This is a genomic window from Frigoribacterium sp. CFBP 8751, from assembly GCF_014841545.1.
Taxonomy (GTDB): Bacteria; Actinomycetota; Actinomycetes; order Actinomycetales; family Microbacteriaceae; genus Frigoribacterium.
In genome coordinates this window covers 117,765-137,730 of the sequence record NZ_JACYUB010000006.1, presented here as the reverse complement: position 1 = coordinate 137,730, position 19,966 = coordinate 117,765, and the positions used below count along the sequence as shown (strand labels likewise).

Genomic DNA, 19,966 nt, shown 5'->3' with positions numbered 1-19,966 from the left:
CGTCAGCGGACGGAGGCGCGGCGCAAGAACGCGAACGTCCCCGCGATCGCCGCCGCCGCGAGCAGTGCCGCGGTGAGCGCCGCCCACCAGCTCTGGTAGCTCGCGAACACGGCGGGCAGCGAGGGGCCGGCGGCCAGGAGCGCGACGGCCAGCACGAGCACGACGCCGATCGAGATGCCCAGCGGGCCCCGCGGCCCGAACCGCAGCCAGGCCGCTCCGAACACCCCGCCGGCCGTCTGGGCGACGAGGGCGCCGAGGAACACGATCGGGACGAGCACGCCCAGGTCGCCGGCACCGAGGACGTTGACGTCGAAGACGTAGAAACCGCCGAACCAGTGGTCGGTCAGCACCTCGAGCGCGAGCAGGGCGGCGAACACCCCGGTCAGGTAGAGCGCGACGAGGGTGTGGGTCACGGCGGTGCCCAGCGCGAACGCCCGTCGCGTCGCCCCGAACGAGGCGGCGAGGGGGAAGGTCGACGCGACCGAGGCCACGCCCATGGCGACGAGGTACCCGGACTGGGCCCACACGACCCCCGGGTTGAAGCGTGCGCCGGTGGCGTACGAGGCGCCGTCGTCGTAGGCGCCCGAGCGTTGCAGTGTGACCTGGATCACCACGGTGACGGCGAACGTGATGGCGACGATGAGCAACGGCACGAGCAGCGCGCTGCGCCGACGGGCGAACTGCAGTCGGACGACGGGCAGGATGCGGTTCACGAGGCGACCCCTTCGAGTTCGGTGTCGCGCGAGCCGAGGGCCGCGACGACCTGTTGCAGTGAGACCCCCGAGAGCTCGACTCCCGCCGCGGCGGCGTCGGTTCGCGTGGAGTGGTCGGCGACGCCGTCGACCACCGCCGTCTTCAGTCCGCCGACCGCGTGCTGCGACAGGAGGCGGCGCCCCGCGGCGAACCGGTCGACGGCGGATGCCGTCCCGGCGACCTGGTAGGCGGAGGCCCGCGCCTGGTCGACGTCGGAGTCGAGGCGCACCCGGCCCTCGTCGAGCACGACCACCCGTTCGAGCAGGGCCTCCATCTCGTCGATCAGGTGGGTCGAGAGCAGGATCGTCCGGGGGTGGGCCGAGTAGTCGGCGAGCAGGCGGTCGTAGAACAGCTGCCGGGCCGTGGCGTCCAGTCCGAGGTAGGGCTCGTCGAAGATCGTCAGCGGTGCCCGCGAGGCCATGCCGATCACGATCGACGCGGCGGACAGCTGCCCGCGAGACATCTTCTTCAGGTCGGTCTTCTCGGGCACTCGCAGGTCGGCGGCGAGGTCGCGGGCGAGGGTGGCGTCCCACCCGCGGTGGAAGGCCGGTGCCACCGAGAGCACGTGCTTCAGTCTGAAGCCGTCCGGGTATCGCTGGCTGTCGCGCACGAACGACACCCGCGACAGGACGTCGGCGTGGTCCGCGGGCTCTCGGCCGAAGACCCGCACCGCGCCTCCCGACGGCCGTTCCTGGCCGGCCACGCAGGCCATCAGCGTCGTCTTGCCGGCGCCGTTGCGGCCGAGGAGGCCGCAGATGACGCCCTCGTCGACGCTGAGGTCGACGCCGTCCAGGGCGCGCGAGGAGCCGTAACGACGGCTCAGGTCGGTGATCTCGATCACAGGGCTCATGACTGGTCCTCTTCTTCGATCAGGTGGTGGAGGGCGGCGGCGTCGATGCCCAGCGCGCGTGCCTCGGCCACCAGCGGGCGCACGTACTCGTCGGCGAAGCGGGCCCGTCGGTGTTCGGCCAGCCGCTCGCGGGCACCGGTCGCGACGAACATGCCGACGCCCCGGCGCTTGTAGAGGATGCCGCGGTCGACCAGCAGGTTGACGGCCTTGCCTGCCGTGGCCGGGTTGATCCGGTAGAACGCGGCGAGCTCGGTGGTCGACGCCACCGGTGCCTCGTCGGCGTAGGTGCCGTCGAGCACGTCCTTCTCGATCTGCGCAGCGAGTTGCTGGAAGATCGGCGTCCCGTCGTCGAGCACGACTGCTCCTTTGGTTAGCTACTTGAGTAGTTAACCTAGGAGGCGCGGGTCGGCCTGTCAAGGACCGTCCCGTCAAGGACCGTCCCGTCACGGATCGTCCCGTCACGGATCGTCCCGTCACGGACCGTCCCGTTCAGGCGCTGGCGGCTCCCGCCCCCGCGAGGTCGCGCACGTCGTCGACGCCGCCGAAGGTCGAGCGGTAGGCGCGCGGGGTCGTGCCGAGCACACGCGCGAAGTGGTGGCGCAGGACGGCCGCCGAACCGAAGCCGACCTGGTCGGCGATCGCGTCGATGCCGAGCCCGGTCGCCTCGAGCAGCTCCTGCGCCCGCAGGAGGCGCTGGCGGGTGAGCCACGCCCCGGGCGTCGCCCCCAGCTCGGCCTTGAAGCGACGGGCGAAGGTGCGCGGCGACATGTGCGCCCTCGCGGCCAACCCCTCGATGCTCAGGTCGTCGCGGAGGTGTCCGAGCATCCAGTCCGTGAGCGGGGCCAGCGAGTCGTCGACCTCGACCGGGAGCGGGGTCTTGATGAACTGGCTCTGGCCACCGTCGCGGTGCGGCGGCACGACCATCCGGCGGGCGATCACGTTCGCGGCGGCGACGCCGTGCTCGCGGCGGACGAGGTGCAGGCAGGCGTCGATGCCGGCGGCCGTGCCGGCGCTCGTGATGACGCGGCGGTCCTCGACGAAGAGCACGTCGGCGTCGACCTCGACCGCGGGATGGTCGCGCTGCAGGGCGTCCGAGTAGCGCCAGTGGGTCGTCGCCCGGCGGCCGTCGAGCAGCCCGGCCTCGGCCAGCACGAACGCCCCGCTGCACACGCTGAGCAACCACGCCCCGCGCGCCTCGGCCGCGACGAGCAGTTCGCGCACGGCCGGCGAGACGAGCTCGGCCTGGTCGGGCCGGTTCCACAGGGCCGGCACGCAGACGACGTCGGCGTCGGCCGCGGCACCCAGGTCGAGGTCGACCGTGATCGAGAAGCCCTGGTTCGTGCGGACGAGCCCGGGGTGCTCGGTCACGATGCGGTGCTCGAACGGAGGCGCGCCCTCGTCGGTCCGGTCGAGGCCGAACACCTCGCAGAGCACCCCGAACTCGAAGGGCGCGACGCCGTCGGCGACGATCGTGGCGACGGTGCGGAACGGGGACATGGGGTCTCCTGGGGTGGGGCGAGCCGCACACCGCCACGAAGTGGACACCGCGCCATCTTTTCTCGTGGCGTCGTGTCCACATCGTGGCGGGCTGGCGGGCTGGCGGGCTGGCGGGCTGGCGGGCTGGCGGGCTGGCGGGCTGGCGGGCTGGCGGGATGGCGGGATGTCGACGGGTGGTGGCAAGACTGCCACTCGTGGCAGGACGTGTCCACTCGTAGAGTTCCTGCCATGACCGCCGAGCCCCGCCCGAACGCCGAGCCCCGCCCGAACGCCGAGCCCCGCCCGACCGCCGCCGTCCTCGACGACCTGCTCGCGCCTCCTACGCCCGTGGCCGCCCGCGCCCTCGAGGCGGCCGCCGTCGTGTCGAGTCCGGTCCTGCTCGCGCACAGCCTTCGCTCGGCGGCGCTCGCCGTGGCCCTGGGGCGACTCGAGGGTCTGGAGTTCGACCACGAGTTGCTCTTCGTGGCGGCGGCGCTGCACGACGTCGGACTGGCCGGCCCGTTCGACAGCCATGCCGAGCCCTTCGAGCGGGCCGGGGGAGAGGTCGCCCGTGTGTTCGCGACCGGGGCGGGGTGGTCGTCCGACCGGTCGCAACGGGTGGCCGAGGTCGTCGTGCGGCACATGTGGCCCGCGGTCTCGCCCGGCCTCGACGTCGAGGGGCACCTGCTCGAGCGGGCGACGAGCCTCGACGTGTCGGGGGTGGGCGGCGACGACTGGCCGACCGAGCTGGTCGCCGCCCTCGTCGACCGACTGCCCCGCGACGGCTTCGGTGTCGAGTTCGGTGGGCTGATGTCCGCGCAGGCGCACCGGAAGCCCGGGTCCGAGGCCGATCGGACGATCCGGGGCGGCATGCGCGACCGGATCGCCGCGAACCCGCTCGACCGCCTCTGACCCCGGCGCCCGGGCACCCCGCGCCCGGGCACCCCGCGCCCGGGCACCGGGTGGGCCACGGGCGCGTGCATCGCGCCCCCTCCCGCGATCGCCCTCCATCGGCTAGAATGATGCAAACGTATGAATTTGGAGAGCACCCGCATGGCACACCCCCTCGAGTTCGGCCTCGACACCTTCGGCGACATCACCGACCGCCTCGACGGCAGCCCGGTCACCCACGCCCAGGCCATCCGCAACCTGGTCGAACAGGCCGTCCTGGCCGACGAGGTGGGCCTCGACTTCATCGGCGTCGGCGAGCACCACCGCAAGGACTTCGCCGTCTCGGCACCCGAGGTCGTGCTCGCCGCGATCGCCGCCCGCACGAAGACGATCCGCCTGGGCTCGGCCGTCACCGTCCTCAGCTCGGACGACCCCGTGCGCGTGTTCCAGCGCTTCGCCACGGTCGACGCGATCTCGAACGGCCGTGCCGAGGTCATCCTCGGCCGCGGCTCGTTCACCGAGTCCTTCCCGCTCTTCGGTCTCGACCTGCAGGACTACGAGGTGCTCTTCGAGGAGAAGATCCAGCTCTTCGCCGAACTGCTGAAAGAGGGGCCGACGACCTGGTCGGGCACCGTCCGCGCCGGCCTCGACGCACAAGAGGTCTACCCGAAGACCGAGGGCGGCTCGATCCGCACCTGGGTCGGCGTCGGCGGATCGCCGCAGTCGGTCATCCGTGCCGCGCACTACGGCTTCCCGCTCTTCCTCGCGATCATCGGCGGCCAGCCCGCCCAGTTCGCGCCCTACGCCGACCTCTACCGACGCGCCCTCGGCGAGTTCGGCCACGACTCGCAGCCGATCGCGATGCACTCGCCCGGTTTCGTGGCCGAGACCGACACCGAAGCCAAGGAGGCGCTGTTCCCGTACCAAGAGGAGCAGACGAACCAGCTCGGTCGCGAACGCGGCTGGCCCCCCTACAGCCGTGCGCAGTACGAGGCCAGCGCCAGCTCGACCGGTGCGCTCTACGTGGGTTCGCCCGAGACCGTCGCCACGAAGATTGCACAGAACATGCGCCTGCTCGGCGCGACGCGCTTCGACATGCGGTACAGCATGGGCCGCCTGCCGCACGAGCTCATGATGCGCAGCATCGAGCTGTACGGCACGAAGGTCGTTCCGCTGGTACGCGAGATGCTCGCTTGACCTGACCCGCGCCTCCTCGGGGCGTCAGCGGGTGCGCTCGCGCTGGTGTGACAGCGCCTCGAGCTGCTCGTTGTACGCCCTGAGCTCGGCGTCGTCGTCGCGCTCGGCCTGGCGGTCCTTGCGGACGGCCTCTCGACCGTCGCTGCGGCTCCACATGATCGCCACCGCGATGGCCATGACGATCGTCGGGATCTCGCCCACGCTCCAGGCGATGCCGCCGGCGACGTACTGGTCCTGCATCGGGGTCGGCCCCCAGGTGCGGCCCATGGCGCCGTACCAGTCGGCCAGGAAGAGGCCCGTGGCGCTCATGATGCCCAGGCCGAAGAACGCGTGGAACGCCATGGTCCCGAGCAGCACGACGAGCCGGGCCGGGTAGGGGAGTCGACCCTTGACCGGGTCGATGCCGATCATCGACTGCACGAAGAGGTAACCGGTGATCAGGAAGTGCACGATCATCCAGTAGTGGCCGATGTGCGTGGTCGTCGCCCAGCTGAACAACGGCGTGTAGTAGAACGCCCACAGCGAGCCCGCGAACAGCACCGCCGAGATGATCGGGTTGCTGACGAACGTCGCGAACCGCGAATGCACCAGGATCATGATCCACTCACGACCGCCCCGCGTGCCGTCGCTGCGCTTCTTGATGGTGCGCAGGGCGAGCGTGACCGGGGCGCCGGGCACGAGCAGCACGGGTACGAGCATGCCCAGCGCCATGTGCGCGAGCATGTGCGTGCTGAAGAGGTACTCCTCGTAGACGTTCGGGGCACCGCAGGTGATGTAGAACAACACGACGAGGCCCGCCACCCACGAGACGGTCCGGCCGACCGGCCAGCGGTCGCCGCGGCGGTGCAGGCGCACGACGCCGGCCAGGTAGAAGAAGACGCCGAAGGCGCAGAGCAGGCCCCAGAGCAGGTCGACGTTCCACTCGGTGAGGTAGCGCAGGGGCGTCAGCTCGGGCGGCAGGGCCTCTTCGGTGAGGATGACCGCGGGGGTCGGATCGGCCAGGTCGGCCGCCGCGACCTGCTCGACCGGGGTGGCCGTCCGGGCGAGTGCCGCGGCGACTCCGGAGGCGAGCCCCATGAAGGCGAGCTCGGCGGTGACGAACCACCAGAAGAGCTTGGCCGTCGCCTTGGGGTGGGTGGCGAGGCGGCCGACGAGCCACCGGCGCTGCACGACGCCGAACAAGCCCAGAGCGACGAGGGCGAACGTCTTGACGAGTACGAGCACGCCGTAGCCCGACGTCAGGGCCGACCAGTCGCCGATGCGGATGGCGGCGCTGCCGATGCCCGACACCGCGACGACCACGAAGCAGACGATGGCCACGCTCGAGTAGCGCGCGAGCACGATCGCCAGCCGCCCGCTCGAGAGGTGCCCGCGCAGCAGCACGATGGCGAGCAGGCCGCCCAACCAGACCGACGCTCCGACCAGGTGCAGGGCGAGGTCGGTGACGGCGGCGTCGTGGCCACTCGTGCCGGCCGCGTGGCCCTGCTCGGCGATGGGGATGAGCCCGCCGGCGGCGAGCACCGTCACGGCGACGATCAACCAGATGTTGCGGACGATGAAGCAGAGCACGGTGACGGTCGCGGCGATCAGCGTCGTGATGAGCCAGGCGATGCCGAGCTCGGTGTTCGTCAGGAAGAACGCGAGCGTCCGCCCGAACTGGTCGTCGAAGGTGACCGGCACGTTGGCGACGCTGAGGAACGTGAAGAAGGTGGTGATCGCCGAGGCGACGGCCCAGAAACCCGCCGCGGCGGCGGCGACGTCCAGGGCGCGGTCGTACTCCGCTTCGCGTCGGGTGAGTGCGAAACACGTCAGGAAGAGCGTGCCGATGGTGAGGGCCGCACCGATGTTGCCCAGCATCTTGGCCATGGGCAGGCCGTAGCGCACGACCTCGCCGGGGTCGACGACGAGGGGCGCGTCGGCTGCCCCGCCGAACTTCAGCGCGGCGAGGAGGGACGCGAACGCCACCAGCACGAGCAGTGCGGGCGCCGTGGTACGAGCGAGTCTGGGCATCGTCTACCAGGGTAAGTCGGATCGCCTGGTGAACAGGCGGGGGTGAGGGACGTCGTTCGACGTCGAGTGATCGGAACGAGAGAAGGGGCGGGACGACCGATGGTCGTCACGCCCCTTCTCGGGTGCTCGAGAGAGCGAGGACTACTTGACGGCAGCCTTGAGCTTGCTGCCGGCGCTGACCTTGACGCTGTCGCTGGCGGCGATCTCGAGGGCCTCACCCGTCTGCGGGTTGCGGCCGGTGCGAGCGGCGCGGTGCGTCTTCTCGAAGGCGATCCACCCGGGGATGGTGACCTTCGTGCCGTCGGCGACCGACTTCGAGACGACGGAGAAGAACGCGTCGACGACGCCGCTGACGGCGGCCTGGCTCTGGCCGGACTCGGATGCGACAGCTGCGACGAGCTCGGTACGGTTCAGTGACTTGTCAGCCATGTAAATGTCCTCCTCGGACTTCATTCGGTGTGACGAGACACGGCGTTCACCATGCCTGTGCGATCGAGACCAGAGAGCCGAGGGCCCTGTGGAACCGGTTGAAACCTACCAGGAAGACTTCGTGATGCCCGGCAACTCGCCACGGTGGGCCATGTCGCGGAACCGCACGCGGCTGATGCCGTAGGCCTTGAGGTGACCGCGGGGGCGGCCGTCGACCGAGTCGCGGTTGCGGAGGCGGACCGGCGACGCGTTGCGCGGCAGCTTCTGCAGACCGAGGCGAGCGGCCTCGCGGCTCTCGTCGGAACCGTTCGGGTCGATCAGGGCCTTCTTCAGCTCGAGACGCTTCTCGGCGTAGCGGGCCACGATCTCGGCGCGCTGGTTGTTCTTGGCGATCATGCTCTTCTTGGCCATTTTTAGCGCTCCTCGCGGAATTCGACGTGCTTGCGAATCACCGGGTCGTACTTCTTCAGCACGAGACGGTCGGGGTTGTTGCGACGGTTCTTCTTGGTCACGTACGTGAAGCCGGTGCCCGCCGTCGAGCGGAGCTTGATGATGGGACGGACGTCCTGTTGACGAGCCATTAGATCTTCTCCCCACGAGCGAGCAGGTCCTTGACGACCGACTCGATGCCACGAGCGTCGATGACCTTGATGCCCTTGGCGCTGAGCTGCAGCGTCACGTTACGACGAAGCGACGGCACGTAGTACGTCTTCTTCTGGATGTTCGGGTCGAAACGACGCTTGGTGCGTCGGTGCGAGTGCGAGATGTTGTGTCCGAAGCCGGGAACGGCTCCGGTCACCTGGCAGGTTGCTGCCATGGTTTTCCTCCGTAGATACCGTGAGGGCCGGAGCCCTCACCCAAGGTCACTTGTCGGCGCGCCGGTCCCCCTTGCTCGATCGAAGGATCGGGCGATGGTGCCGGGAGGCGGTGCACATGGGCGCAGAGAGCGCCCAACCAAAGGGAGAGCTTACGCGACACGCCCGGACCCACGCAACCCGCGCCTCCTCGGCCCGGTCGGCGAGGCCGTGCGGACGCGAGGCGCGGGGACGAGGAGGCGCGGCTCAGCGGATCGCGGAGGCGTCGGCCGCCGCACGGGCCTCGGCCGTGCACGCGGGGCACAGGCCGAACACGTCGACCACGTGCTGCGCCTCGGTGAACCCGTGCGTCGCGGCGACGTGCTGGGCCCAGGTCTCGACCTCGTCGGCCTCGATCTCGACGGTGGTGCCGCAGTTGCGGCAGATGAGGTGGTGGTGGTGGGTGCCCGGGGTGCAGGCGCGATAGAGGCTCTCGCCCTCTTGTTGCAGGGAGTCGGCCGAGCCGTCGGCGGCGAGGTCTGCCAGGGCCCGGTAGACCGTGGCCAGGCCGATGCCGGTCTCGCGCAGGTGGGCGTGCAGCGCCTGGGCGCTGACGAACCCCTCGCTCGTGCCGAGTGCTTCTCGCACGGCCTCGCGTTGCCACGTGTTGCGTCGGACCACCACGTCGTCCTGCCTCTCTGTGTCAGACCCCGGTCGAGGCCAAGGGTACCCGCGGGCCCCTGCGCTGCTTCACGGCGGCGGTCGTCCGACGCCAGCTGACCAGGCGGCAGACGAGCCAGATCGTGAACGAGATCGTGGTGACGTACGGGCTGATCGGCAGGCCGCCGCCGAGGGCGAGCAGGATGCCGCCGACGACCGAGACGACGGCGAAGGTCACGCTCAGCACGGGCACGAGTCGCGGGTTCACGGTCAGCCTCAGCGCGGCCGCCGCGGGTGTCACGAGCAGCGAGAGGACGAGCAGCGCCCCGATGATCTGCACCGACACCGCGACCGACAGGCCCAGCACGAGCATGAAGACGATGCCGAGCGTGCGCACGGGAACGCCCGCCGCCGCGGCGACGTCGGGGTCGACGCTGGCGAAGGTCAGCGGACGCCAGATGACGATCAGCGTGACGATCACGACGGCCGAGATGGCGACCAGCCAGCCCAGCTGCGGGTTGTCGACCGACACGATCTGGCCGGTCAGCAGCCCGAACTTGTTGGCCGACCGCCCCCGGTAGAGCGCCAGGAAGAGGATGCCGAGGCCCAGGCCGAACGGCATGAGCACCGCGATGATCGAGTTGCGCTCCCGTGCACGGGTGCCCAGCAGCCCGATCAGCAGGGCGGCGATCAGGCTGCCGACGAGCGAACCGCTGACGACGTCGACGCCGATCAGCAGGGCGGCGGCGGCGCCGGCGAACGAGAGCTCGCTGATGCCGTGCACCGCGAAGGGCATGTTGCGCGTGATCACGAAGGGCCCGATCAGGCCGCCCACCAGGCCGAGCACGGCGCCCGCGATGACGCTGTTGCGCACCAGCACGAGCAGCTCGCCGAAGTCCTGGAAGCTGAACAGCTGCGACCACAGGTCGGTCATCGGACGAGCCCTTCGTCGTCGTGGTGCTCGTCGACGTGGTGGTCGTGCCCGTCGTGGCTGCCGACGATCACGATGCGGCCCATGGTGCGGATCACGTCGACCGGGGTGCCGTAGAGGTCGCTCAGCACGTCGGCGCGCAGCACCTCGTCGGGTGTTCCGATGCGGAACCGGCCCCCGGCGAGGTAGAGCACGCGGTCGACCACGTCGAGGATGGGGTTGACGTCGTGCGTGACGAACACGACCGCGGCGTTGCGGGCGCGCCGCTGCTCGTCGATCAGGCGGGTGACCTCGCGCTGGTGGCGCAGGTCGAGCGAGATGAGGGGTTCGTCGCAGAGCAGCAGGGCCGGCTCGGCGGCCAGGGCCTGGCCGACGCGCGTGCGCTGTTGCTCGCCGCCGCTGAGGCTGGCGACCGGCGAGGTCGCGAACGACGTCGCGCCGACCTCGTCGACCAGGGCGTCGATGCGAGCCCGTTCGGCGGCCGACTCGCGGCGCGGCCCCCAGCGGTGACCCGTGACGCCGAGCGCGATCATGTCGCGGGCGCGCAGCGGGGTGCCGGACTCCATCAGCCGTTGCTGCGGCACGTAGCCGATGCGGCGGTGGCCGCGCCCGACCGGTCGGCCGAGGAACTCGATGCTGCCCTCGGTCAACTGCTGTTGCCCGAGGATGGTGCGCAGCATCGTCGTCTTGCCCGCGCCGTTCGGCCCGAGCACGGCGATGAACTCGCCCGGCCGCACGTCGAGGTCGAGCCCCGACCAGAGCGTGCGGGCGCCGAACGAGACCCCGGCGTCGCGGAGGCGCAGCACGGCGTCGCCGCCGCCACCGGCCGAGGAGGCGCGGGTGGCGGCGGCGACGGAGGTCGCGCCGGACGGGTCGGTCACTCGCCGAGGGCCGCCGAGATCGCGTCGATGTTGCTCTGTTGCCATGCCACGTAGTCTTCCCCCTCGGGCAGCAGCTCGGTGACCGGCACGATGGCGACGCCGGCGTCGGTCGCGGCCTTCTCGACCTGCTCGGTCTCGGGGCTCGAGGTCTGCTCGTTGTAGGCGAGCAGGTCGACCTTCCCGTCGGTGAAGAGCTTGAGGGTGTCGTTGAGCACGGCGGGCGAGACGTCGTCGCCCTCCTCGATGGCCTCGGAGAACTCCGCCGGCGTCACGTTGACCAGGCCCATGGCGTCGAAGAGGTAGCCGGGCACGGGCTCGGTGTAGGCGACCGGGTCGCCGTCGTGGGCCGTCTTGATCGAGGCGGCCTGCGCCTCCAGGTCGGCGATCTTCGTGCCGAAGGCCTCGGCGTTCGCGGTGAAGGTGTCGGCGTTCGCGGTGTCGACCCGGCCGAACTCGTCGGCCAGGGCCGTGGCGAGCTTCGCCATGCTCGGCAGGCTGTAGAACACGTGCTCGTTGAACGCGGCGTGGTCGTGGTCGTCGTGCCCGTCGGCCTCGGCGGTGGCGTCGTCGCTCGCGGCGTCGGTGGCCTCGTCGGCGTGGTCGTCGTGCCCGGCCTCGGGGTCGAGCCCCGAGACGTCGACGGCGTTGACCACGGTGGCGTCGGTTCCGCTCGCGTCGACCATCGTGTCGACGAACGAGTCGTAGCCGCCGCCGTTCTCGACGATCACGTCGGCCTTCGAGACGGCCAGCTGCGTGCGGGCGTCGGCCTCGTACGAGTGCGGGTCCTGCGAGGGGTCGCTGATGATGCTGGTGACGTCGACCAGGTCGCCTCCGACCGTCTCGGCGATGTCGCCGTAGACGTTGGTCGACGTGACCACCGAGATCGCGCCTCCGTCGGTGGAGTCGGTCGAGCCCGAGGCGCCCGTGGCGCAACCGCTCAGCACGAGGGCCGCGGCGGCGGGCAGGACGAGCAGGGTCGGCAGCGAGCGCATCTTCATGGCCGTCACGCTATTGCTACTGATAATGATTGTCAAAATGAGGAGGCGCGGGTCGGCCGAGCGCGCCTCCTCGGCTGGTCGGCACCCCAGGAATGCGCCGAGACCCCCGTGCGCGCACGGGGGTCTCGGTCACTTCCTGGGGTCTCGCCGGACCTAGGCCTTCGTGGCGGCCTCGACGGACTCGGCGCCGGCGGCGTCGTCGTCCTCGCGACCGGGTGTCTTGAGGTTCCACTTCTTGATCACGAAGCTGAACAGGACGTAGTAGACGACCGCGTACCCGAGCCCGATCGGGATCAGCCAGATCGAGTTCTGCGAGATGTTGAAGTTCAGCACGTAGTCGATCAAGCCCGCCGAGAAGGTGAACCCGGTGTGGATGTCGAGAGCGTTGACCAGCATCATCGACGTCCCGGTCAGCACCGCGTGGATCACGTACAACGGCCAGGCGACGAACATGAACGAGAACTCGAGCGGCTCGGTGATGCCCGTGATGAACGCGGTCAGCGCCGTGGACAGCATGATGCCGCCGATCAGCTTCTTCTTCTCGGGGCGGGCGTGACGCCAGATGGCCAGGGCCGCCGCGGGCAGGGCGAACATGAAGATCGGGAAGAACCCGGTCATGAACACCCCGGCGCTCGGGTCGCCGGCGAAGAAGCGGTTCAGGTCGCCGCGCACGACCTCGCCGCTCGCGTTCGTGTAGTCGCCGACCAGGAACCAGACGACCGAGTTGAGGATGTGGTGCAGGCCGGTGGGGATCAGCAGGCGGTTGGCGACGCCGTAGACGCCGCTGCCGACGACGTCGTTCGACGCGACCGCCTGGCCGATGCCGGTGAGGGCGTTGTTGAACAGGGGATAGATGAACGACATGACGACGCCGACGACCAGGCCCGTGACGGCGGTGAGGATCGGCACCATGCGACGGCCGGAGAAGAACCCGAGGAAGTCGGGCAGCTTCGTGCGGTAGAAGCGCTGCCAGATCATCGCCGAGAGGATGCCCATCACGATGCCGGCCAGCACGCCGTAGTTGATGACCTCGGGGTCGCCCGTCGGGGTCTCGCGGCCGGCGAGCACGACCGGCGACATGGCCTTGAAGACGCCGTCGATCACCATGTAGCCGACGACCGCGGCGAGGGCCGTCGAACCGTCCGACTTCTTGGCCCAGCCGATCGCGATGCCGACCGCGAAGATCAGCGGCAGCCAGGTGAAGACCGCCTGCCCGGCCGCTCCGATCACCGAGGCGCCGGTCTCGAAGCCCGGGATGGCGCCGAGCAGGTCGTCCTGCCCGAGGCGCAGCAGGATGCCCGCGGCGGGCAGCACGGCGATCGGCAGCATGAGGCTGCGCCCGAGGCGCTGCAGCACCGCGAACGCGGCCGAGCCCCTCTTCTTGGTCGGGGCCGACTCGGTCGTCGTCGTCATCAGGTGGTCCTCTCGTCGGTGAGCAGCCGTGGTGCGGGGTGGGTGTCGTGCGGGCGGAGGCGGTTCGGGAGGCGCGGGTCGCGTCGAGCGCGGAGCCAGCCCGGTCCTGTCCGGTCATGACCAGTGAGTGGTAGTTTCCTCAGACCGACGGGTGGTGTCAACTAGGACGACCCCCTGTCACCGCGAGGGACCGACCCACGGAGGAGAACAACTCATGTCGAAAGCACAGGCCATGATCGACGGACTCGGCGGCGCCGACAACATCGAGGAGATCGAGGGCTGCATCACGCGCCTCCGAACCGACGTGCGGGACATCTCCCTCGTCGACGACGCCGCCCTCAAGGCCGCGGGAGCGACGGCCGTCGTCCACGCGGGCGGCAGCGTCCAGGTGATCGTCGGCACGATCGCCGACTCGCTCGCCGAAGACATCAACGACCTGCTGCCGTGACCACGGTCGTCTCACCCGTCGCCGGCCGGGTGACGGCGCTCGCCGAGGTGCCCGACGCCGTGTTCGCGGGGCAGCTCGTGGGCGCGGGCGTCGCGGTCGAGCCGAGCGCGCCTCCTGCCGGTGGCCTGGTCGCCGTCGTCTCGCCCGTCGCGGGCGAGATCGTCAAGCTGCACCCGCACGCGTTCGTCGTGGTGGGGGAGTCGGGCACGGGCCTGCTCGTGCACGTCGGCATCGACACCGTCAAGCTCGGCGGCACGGGCTTCGAGCTCGCCGTCGCCGAGGGCGCGACCGTCGCGGCGGGCGACCTCGTCGTCCGCTTCGACCCGGCCGTCGTGGCCGAGGCGGGCTACTCGGCGGTCATCCCGGTCGTCGTGCTCGACAGCACCCCCGACAGCGTCCCGCAGCGGGCCGTCGGCACGACCGTCGCCTCGGGCGAGCCCCTCTTCGACCTCTGAGGCCGACGCGTCGCGGTCGGGAGTCAGTCGGGCGTCGTGCCCGACTCGACCTGCATCTGCAGGCGGTAGCGGTCGGAGCGGTACCAGCTCTTGGCGTGTTCGAGCGGGACGTCGCCGGCGAACGAGATCCGGTCGAAGTACATCACCGGGGCGCCCTCGCTCGTGCCGAGCAGCGTGGCGACGTCGGCGTCGGCCCCCTCGGCGCTGACGGTCTGGGTCGCGCGCGTGATCGGTGTCGCGTAGTCGCCGTCGAGGATGCGGTACAGCGATCTGCTGAGGTCGTGGTCGAGGAGGCCGGGCAGGCGGTCCGCGGGATACCAGCCGTCGTCGATGCTGACCGGCACGCCGTCGGCCAGTCGCAGGCGCTTGACGTGGAACGCCGACGCGCCGGCCTCGAGTCCGAGCGCGGCGGCCGTCTCGGGCGGGGGAGTCGTCTCGGCCTTGACCAGCACGACCGTGCTCGGCACGTGACCCAGCTTGGTCATCTCGTCGGTGAACGAGGCCAGGTGCAGCGTCGACTGCACCACGCGGTGCGCCACGAAGGTGCCCTTGCCCCGGACGCGGGTCAACCAGCCCTCGTTCACGAGTTGCCCCACGGCCTCGCGCACGGTGATGCGGCTGACGCCGTACTCGAGCATGAGCTGGCGCTCACTCGCGATCGCCGAGCCGGGCTGGGACCCGGCCGCGAGGCGCTGCACGATGGAGCGCAACTGCTCGTGCTTCGGCACGGCTCCGTCGGTGATGTGCTCGGTCATGGCCCCCTCGTCGATCGCGCCCGAGGGTGGTCCCATCTGGTCATGACCGGTCGTCCTGCACTCGACGTTAGTCCACGCCGTCCCTCCCCAGCCAGGTGAGGACCCGGCCGACCGCGCCGTTCTCAGGAACGGACGAGGAGGCGCGGCGTCAGTCGAGCAGGAGCGCCGGCTCTTCGAGGACGCTCGCCACGTCGGCCACGAAGCGGCTGGCGACGTCGCCGTCGACCACGCGGTGGTCGAAGCTCGCCCCGATCGTCGTCACCATGCGCGAACGCACCTCGCCGTCGACCACCCAGGCCTTGGGCTTGATCGTGCCGAGGGCCACGATCGCGACCTCGCCCGGGTTGAGGATCGGCGTGCCGGTGTCCATGCCGAAGACGCCGATGTTGGTGATCGTGATCGTGCCGTCCCGCATGTCGGCGGGCGTCGTCTTGCCGTCGCGCGCGGTCAGCGTCAGCTGCTCGAGGGCCTGGGCCAACTCGAGCAGGCTCATCGACTGGGCCTCTTTGACGTTCGGCACGATCAGGCCACGGGGGGTCGCCGCGGCGATGCCGAGGTTGACGAAGTGGCGCACGAGGATCTCGCGGTCGGTCCAGGCCGAGTTGACCATCGGGTTGCGGCGCACGGCCCAGATGATCGCCTTGGCCATGATCAGCAGCGGAGAGACCTTGACGCCGGCGAACTGCGGCGACGCCTTGAGCCGCTTGACGAACTCCATCGTGCGGGTGGCGTCGACGTCGACGAACAGGCTGACGTGCGGGGCGGTGAACGCCGACGACGTCATGGCCGCGGCGATGGCCTTGCGGACGCCCTTGACCGGGATGCGCTCGACGCGCTCCTCGCCCCACTCGGGCGTCTCGATGTTGCGGAAGACGCTGGCCTGCTGGGCGTGGCGGATGACGTCGTCGCGCGTGACCTCGCCGGCCAGGCCGGTCGGCTGGACGACGGCGAGGTCGACCTCGAGGTCCTTGGCCAGCTTGCGGATCGGCGGCTTGGCGATGATCGGCAGGGCCTGCGCGGCGGGCACCGACGTGGTGGGGCGCCGCCGGGCCTGCTCGGCGACGCGCAGCTGCCGCGCGTCGACCTCGGTCTGCGACGGGCGACGGCGGCGGGTCGAGCCGTGACCGCCCGCGGCGCCGTAGCCCACGAGCACGGCACCCGAACCGGAGTCGGCAGGGGTCTCGGGTGCGGCCTCGGGTGCGTGCGCCACCGAACCGGTGTCGCCGTCGGCGCTGACCGCGTCGGCCGAGCGGGCCGGGGCGACGGGGGTCGAGCCCTCTGTCGACGCGGAGGCGGTGGGTGCCGCGGGTTCGGCCTGACGGGCACGCTGCGCCGAGAGCGCCTCTTCGTTCTGCGACACCACCTGCGCCGTGCGCGCGAGTCCGCCCGACTCGAGCGACTCGGACTCGGCGGCACGACCCGACGGGGTCGCGGGTGCCGACGAGTCGCCGACCCTGATGATCGGGGTGCCGACGTCGACCGTGGTGCCCGGTTCGACGAGGATGCTCTCGACCACACCGGCGTAGGGCGACGGCAGCTCGACGAGCGACTTCGCGGTCTCGATCTCGACGAGCACCTGGTTGATCTCGACGTTGTCGCCGGGGGCGACCTTCCATTCGACGATCTCGGCCTCGGTCAGGCCCTCGCCGACGTCGGGCAGGGTGAATTCGCTGGTCATGTCGTGACTCCTAGTAGGCCAGGGCCCGGTCGACCGCCTCGAGCACGCGATCGGCGTCGGGCAGGTACTGCGTCTCGAGCTTGGCAGGAGGGAAAGGGGCGTCGAAGCCGCTGACGCGCAGCACGGGCGCCTCGAGCGAGTAGAACGCCTTCTCGGCCACGGTGGCGGCGATCTCGGAGCCGACCGAGACGAAACCGGGGGCCTCCTGGGCCACCACGAGACGTCCGGTCTTGCGGACCGACTCGAGGATGGGCCCGTAGTCGACCGGCGAGAGCGAGCGCAGGTCGACGACCTCGGCCGAGACGCCCTCGGCTGCCGCGATCTCGGCCGCCTGGAGCAGCACGCTGACCATCGCTCCGTGCCCCAGCAGGGTGACCTCGGTGCCCGTCCGGACGACACGGCTCGCGTGCAGCGGCGCCTGCGGGTCGCTCAGGTCGACCTCGCCCTTGGGCCAGTAGCGGCTCTTGGGCTCGAAGAACATGACGGGGTCGTTCGACGCGATCGCCTCCTGGATCATCCAGTAGGCGTCGTGCGGTGTGCTCGGGCTGACGACGCGCAGCCCCGCCGTGTGGGCGAAGTACGCCTCGGGGCTCTCCTGGTGGTGCTCGACCGCGCCGATGTGTCCGCCGTAGGGCACCCGGATCACGACAGGCATCGTGACCGCACCCTCGTGACGGTTGGTCATCTTGGCGAGCTGCGACGTGATCTGGTCGAAGCCGGGGTAGATGAAGCCGTCGAACTGGATCTCGCAGACCGGGCGGAAGCCACCCATCGCGAGTCCGATGGCGGTGCCGACGATGCCGGACTCGGCGAGGGGGGTGTCGATGACGCGTTTGTCGCCGAACTCGGCCTGCAGCCCCTCGGTCACGCGGAAGACGCCGCCGAGCGTGCCGATGTCTTCTCCCATCAGCAGGACGCGGGGGTCGTCGGCCATGGCCTTGCGGAGGCCGGCGTTGATCGCCTTGCCGAGCGGCATGGACTGCACGGAGGCGCGGGTCGACTCGGTCGTGCCGGTCGGGTTCTCGACGGTGTCGGTCATGCTGCCCCCTCGTCGGTGGTCGCGGTCTCGCCCGCGCCGCCGAAGCTCTGCTCGTAGGTCGCCAGCCACTGCTTCTGCTCGGTCATGAGCGGATGCGGCTCGGAGTACACGTGGTCGAAGATGAGGCCGCGGTCGGGGTTCGGCAGCGAGACCGTGCGCCGACGGACGTCGGCTCCGAGGTCGTCGCCCTCGGTCTCGAGGTCGGCGAAGAACGCGTCCCCCTCGCCTCGGTTCCGCAGGAAGGCCTCGAAGCGCGTGATCGGATCGCGGGCGATCCAGGACTGCAGCTCGTCGTCGGTGCGGTACTTGGTGGGGTCGTCGGACGAGGTGTGCGCGCCGACGCGGTAGGTGAGCGCCTCGATGAAGCGGGGCCCGCCACCGCCGCGGGCGGCCTCGAGGTCGCGGCGGCTGACGGCGTAGCTCGCGAGCACGTCGTTGCCGTCGACCTGGGTGCCGGGGATGCCGAAGCCGCCGGCGCGGGCGACGAGGGGCGTGCGCGACTGGCGTGCGACCGGCACGCTGATCGCCCACTGGTTGTTCTGCAGGAAGAACAACTCGGGGGTCTGGAAGCTCGCGGCGAACACCAGGGCCTCGCTGACGTCGCCCTGGCTGGTCGCGCCGTCGCCGAAGAACGTCACGACGGCCTGGTCGACCTCGGGATCGCCCGTGCCGCTCTTGCCGTCGAGGCCGAGCCCCATGGCGAAACCGGTCGCGTGCAGCGTCTGCGAGCCGATGACCAGCGTGTAGATGTGGAAGTTCTGGTGCTCGGCGGGGTTCCAGCCGCCGTGCGTGTGCCCGCGCAGCAGGCGCAGGATGTCGACCGGGTCGATGCCGCGGGACAGGGCGACCGCGTGCTCGCGATAGGACGGGAAGAGGTGGTCCTGCGGACGGGTGGCGTGGGCCAGGCCGACCTGGGCCCCCTCTTGGCCGTGGCTCGGCACCCACAGGGCGAGCTGACCCTGGCGGGCCAGTGCCGCGGCTTCGCGGTCGAACCGACGGGTCAACACCATGTCGCGGTGGAGGGCGCGGAGCCCGTCGTCGCCGAGGGCGTCGACGTAGGGGCGGAACTCGTCGGCCGCAGCCGACTTGACCACCTCGCCCGACGGCGACAGGAGCTGGACGGGCGGGGGCGCGTCGGTCGCTTCGGAGGAAGACATGGCGTCCAATCTATTCCGCGGCATATGCCGTCACCGGGATGTGAGGTCGGCGACCTGCTGGGCGGCGTGCAACAGCTTGTCGACCGACGACGGCTCGCCGATCGTGACGCGGACGCCCTCGCCCGCGAACGGCCGGACCACGACCCCGTGGTCGGCGAACACCTGGGCCGCGGCGGCCGTGTGCTCGCCCGTGGCGAGCCAGACGAAGTTGCCCTGGGCCTCGGGGACCGTCCACCCCTGGTCGATCAGGGCGCGTCGCACCTGGTCGCGCAGCAGGACGATGCGGTCGACCCGCGCGAGCAGCTCGTCGGCGTGGTCGAGCGAGGCGAGGGCCGCGGCCGCGCCCTGCTCGGTGACGGCGAGGGGGATGGCCGTGGCCCGCGCGGCGTCGAGCAGGTAGGAGGCGCCGATCGCGTACCCGACGCGGAGTGCGGCCAGCCCGTACGCCTTGGAGAAGGTGCGCAACAGGACGAGGTTCGGGTGCAGCTCGGTGAGCGTCTCGCCGTCGACGGCCGTGCTGTCGGTGACGAACTCGGCGTACGCCTCGTCGAGCAGCACGAGCACGTCGTCGGGCACCGCGGCCATGAACGACTCGAACTCGCTCGTCGACACCGTGGTGCCCGTCGGGTTGTTGGGAGAGCAGATGATGACGACGCGGGTGCGGTCGGTGACGGCCGCGGCCATGGCCTCGAGGTCGTGGCCCCCGTCGGCCCGCAACGGCACCTGGACGCTCGTCGCACCGGCCACCGTGACGAGCCCCGGGTAGGCCTCGAACGAACGCCAGGCGTAGACGACCTCGTCGCCGACCGAGGCCGCGGCGAGCACGAACTGGGCCAGCAACGAGACCGACCCCGCGCCGACGTGAACCTCGTCGACGGTGACGCCGAACCGGGTGGCGAGGGCCGTCCGCAGGGCCGTCGCCGAGGCGTCGGGGTAGCGGTTGAGCGAGACGGCGCCACGGACGGCCTCGACGACCGAGGGGAGGGGCTCGAACGGGTTCTCGTTCGACGACAGCTTGAAGGCGTCGGGGGACGCCTGCTTGCCCTGGCGGTAGGGCGGGAGGGCGGCGATCTCGGGACGGAGTCGGACGGGAGTGGTCACGCGGCCAGCCTATGGGGCGGGGGCCGCGTCGCGGCAGGGCACCGCGCCTC

The 19,966-nt window shown here is 70.8% G+C and carries 23 protein-coding genes; 4 read left to right on the top strand and 19 right to left on the bottom strand.

The genetic code is table 11. The annotated features are described in order from the left end of the window. Window positions 1-2: 2 nt before the first annotated feature. The 4 genes from IFT88_RS14270 to IFT88_RS14250 form a co-directional block, all read right to left on the bottom strand. Window positions 3-713 carry a hypothetical protein gene (locus IFT88_RS14270; protein ID WP_043595933.1) on the bottom strand — a complete coding sequence of 237 codons (711 nt, stop codon included), beginning with the start codon at window positions 711-713 and terminating at the stop codon, window positions 3-5. After that, a complete protein-coding gene (locus tag IFT88_RS14265; protein WP_192121339.1) occupies window positions 710-1,603 on the bottom strand; it encodes an ATP-binding cassette domain-containing protein in 894 nt (297 codons plus the stop codon). The genes IFT88_RS14270 and IFT88_RS14265 overlap by 4 nt, the downstream gene beginning before the upstream one ends. After that, a complete protein-coding gene (locus IFT88_RS14260) occupies window positions 1,600-1,959 on the bottom strand; it encodes a GntR family transcriptional regulator (protein WP_043595935.1) in 360 nt (119 codons plus the stop codon). Before IFT88_RS14260 ends, IFT88_RS14265 begins: the two co-directional genes overlap by 4 nt. A gap of 133 nt (window positions 1,960-2,092) precedes the next feature. Next, window positions 2,093-3,100: a GlxA family transcriptional regulator gene (locus tag IFT88_RS14250; RefSeq protein ID WP_192121337.1), complete on the bottom strand. Its 1,008-nt coding sequence runs from the start codon at window positions 3,098-3,100 to the stop codon at window positions 2,093-2,095. Between the two features lie 228 nt (window positions 3,101-3,328). Here IFT88_RS14250 and IFT88_RS14245 point away from each other — a divergent pair, with 228 nt between their 5' ends. Next, complete coding sequence (locus IFT88_RS14245; protein WP_192121335.1) at window positions 3,329-3,991, top strand: HD domain-containing protein; 663 nt, start codon at window positions 3,329-3,331, stop codon at window positions 3,989-3,991. 141 nt (window positions 3,992-4,132) lie between these two features. Further along, on the top strand, window positions 4,133-5,167 hold the full coding sequence (locus IFT88_RS14240) for an LLM class flavin-dependent oxidoreductase (protein WP_192121333.1): 1,035 nt from the start codon (window positions 4,133-4,135) through the stop codon (window positions 5,165-5,167). 24 nt (window positions 5,168-5,191) lie between these two features. Here the strand turns inward: IFT88_RS14240 and IFT88_RS14235 are convergent, their stop codons facing one another. From IFT88_RS14235 to IFT88_RS14190, 10 genes are all read right to left on the bottom strand, one after another. Next, complete coding sequence (locus IFT88_RS14235; protein WP_056229929.1) at window positions 5,192-7,177, bottom strand: cytochrome c oxidase assembly protein; 1,986 nt, start codon at window positions 7,175-7,177, stop codon at window positions 5,192-5,194. A gap of 141 nt (window positions 7,178-7,318) precedes the next feature. Beyond that, on the bottom strand, window positions 7,319-7,606 hold the full coding sequence (locus IFT88_RS14230; RefSeq protein ID WP_043595940.1) for an HU family DNA-binding protein: 288 nt from the start codon (window positions 7,604-7,606) through the stop codon (window positions 7,319-7,321). A 105-nt stretch (window positions 7,607-7,711) separates the two neighbouring features. Next, window positions 7,712-8,017 (bottom strand): 30S ribosomal protein S14, encoded by a 306-nt coding sequence (rpsN, locus tag IFT88_RS14225; RefSeq protein WP_043595941.1) that lies wholly within the window; start codon window positions 8,015-8,017, stop codon window positions 7,712-7,714. A gap of 2 nt (window positions 8,018-8,019) precedes the next feature. Further along, window positions 8,020-8,187, bottom strand: coding sequence for a 50S ribosomal protein L33 (gene rpmG, locus IFT88_RS14220; RefSeq protein WP_043595944.1), 168 nt, complete (start codon window positions 8,185-8,187; stop codon window positions 8,020-8,022). After that, window positions 8,187-8,423, bottom strand: a complete 237-nt coding sequence (gene rpmB / locus IFT88_RS14215) for a 50S ribosomal protein L28 (RefSeq protein WP_043595945.1) — start codon at window positions 8,421-8,423, stop codon at window positions 8,187-8,189. Before rpmB ends, rpmG begins: the two co-directional genes overlap by 1 nt. Window positions 8,424-8,667: 244 nt before the next feature. Beyond that, window positions 8,668-9,081, bottom strand: a complete 414-nt coding sequence (locus IFT88_RS14210) for a Fur family transcriptional regulator (protein WP_054145907.1) — start codon at window positions 9,079-9,081, stop codon at window positions 8,668-8,670. A 22-nt stretch (window positions 9,082-9,103) separates the two neighbouring features. Next, complete coding sequence (locus IFT88_RS14205) at window positions 9,104-9,994, bottom strand: metal ABC transporter permease (RefSeq protein WP_043595947.1); 891 nt, start codon at window positions 9,992-9,994, stop codon at window positions 9,104-9,106. Beyond that, complete coding sequence (locus tag IFT88_RS14200) at window positions 9,991-10,872, bottom strand: metal ABC transporter ATP-binding protein (RefSeq protein ID WP_369814019.1); 882 nt, start codon at window positions 10,870-10,872, stop codon at window positions 9,991-9,993. The genes IFT88_RS14205 and IFT88_RS14200 overlap by 4 nt, the downstream gene beginning before the upstream one ends. Next, window positions 10,869-11,870, bottom strand: coding sequence for a metal ABC transporter solute-binding protein, Zn/Mn family (locus tag IFT88_RS14195; RefSeq protein WP_192121331.1), 1,002 nt, complete (start codon window positions 11,868-11,870; stop codon window positions 10,869-10,871). The genes IFT88_RS14200 and IFT88_RS14195 overlap by 4 nt, the downstream gene beginning before the upstream one ends. Before the next feature lie 153 nt (window positions 11,871-12,023). Further along, window positions 12,024-13,283 carry a PTS transporter subunit EIIC gene (locus tag IFT88_RS14190; protein ID WP_043594110.1) on the bottom strand — a complete coding sequence of 420 codons (1,260 nt, stop codon included), beginning with the start codon at window positions 13,281-13,283 and terminating at the stop codon, window positions 12,024-12,026. A 214-nt stretch (window positions 13,284-13,497) separates the two neighbouring features. On the opposite strand from IFT88_RS14190, the gene IFT88_RS14185 reads away from it, so the two are divergent. Both IFT88_RS14185 and IFT88_RS14180 read left to right on the top strand, forming a co-directional pair. After that, the gene (locus tag IFT88_RS14185; RefSeq protein ID WP_054145886.1) at window positions 13,498-13,731 is read left to right on the top strand and encodes a glucose PTS transporter subunit EIIB; all 234 of its coding nucleotides are present in this window, start codon (window positions 13,498-13,500) and stop codon (window positions 13,729-13,731) included. After that, entirely contained in the window at window positions 13,728-14,186 is a 459-nt protein-coding gene (locus IFT88_RS14180) for a glucose PTS transporter subunit IIA (RefSeq protein ID WP_192121329.1), read from the top strand. The genes IFT88_RS14185 and IFT88_RS14180 overlap by 4 nt, the downstream gene beginning before the upstream one ends. A gap of 23 nt (window positions 14,187-14,209) precedes the next feature. On the opposite strand, the gene IFT88_RS14175 is transcribed toward IFT88_RS14180, so the two are convergent. The 5 genes from IFT88_RS14175 to IFT88_RS14155 all read right to left on the bottom strand — a co-directional run bounded on the left by IFT88_RS14175 (window position 14,210) and on the right by IFT88_RS14155 (window position 19,916). Next, window positions 14,210-14,941: a GntR family transcriptional regulator gene (locus tag IFT88_RS14175; RefSeq protein ID WP_192121327.1), complete on the bottom strand. Its 732-nt coding sequence runs from the start codon at window positions 14,939-14,941 to the stop codon at window positions 14,210-14,212. 148 nt (window positions 14,942-15,089) lie between these two features. Continuing rightward, window positions 15,090-16,619, bottom strand: coding sequence for a dihydrolipoamide acetyltransferase family protein (locus tag IFT88_RS14170; protein ID WP_192121325.1), 1,530 nt, complete (start codon window positions 16,617-16,619; stop codon window positions 15,090-15,092). 10 nt (window positions 16,620-16,629) lie between these two features. Continuing rightward, window positions 16,630-17,595: an alpha-ketoacid dehydrogenase subunit beta gene (locus IFT88_RS14165; RefSeq protein ID WP_446718835.1), complete on the bottom strand. Its 966-nt coding sequence runs from the start codon at window positions 17,593-17,595 to the stop codon at window positions 16,630-16,632. Between the two features lie 59 nt (window positions 17,596-17,654). Next, window positions 17,655-18,815 (bottom strand): thiamine pyrophosphate-dependent dehydrogenase E1 component subunit alpha, encoded by a 1,161-nt coding sequence (locus IFT88_RS14160; RefSeq protein WP_192121321.1) that lies wholly within the window; start codon window positions 18,813-18,815, stop codon window positions 17,655-17,657. Window positions 18,816-18,845: 30 nt separating this feature from the next. After that, window positions 18,846-19,916, bottom strand: a complete 1,071-nt coding sequence (locus tag IFT88_RS14155; RefSeq protein ID WP_043594102.1) for a histidinol-phosphate transaminase — start codon at window positions 19,914-19,916, stop codon at window positions 18,846-18,848. Between the last annotated feature and the right edge of the window lie 50 nt (window positions 19,917-19,966).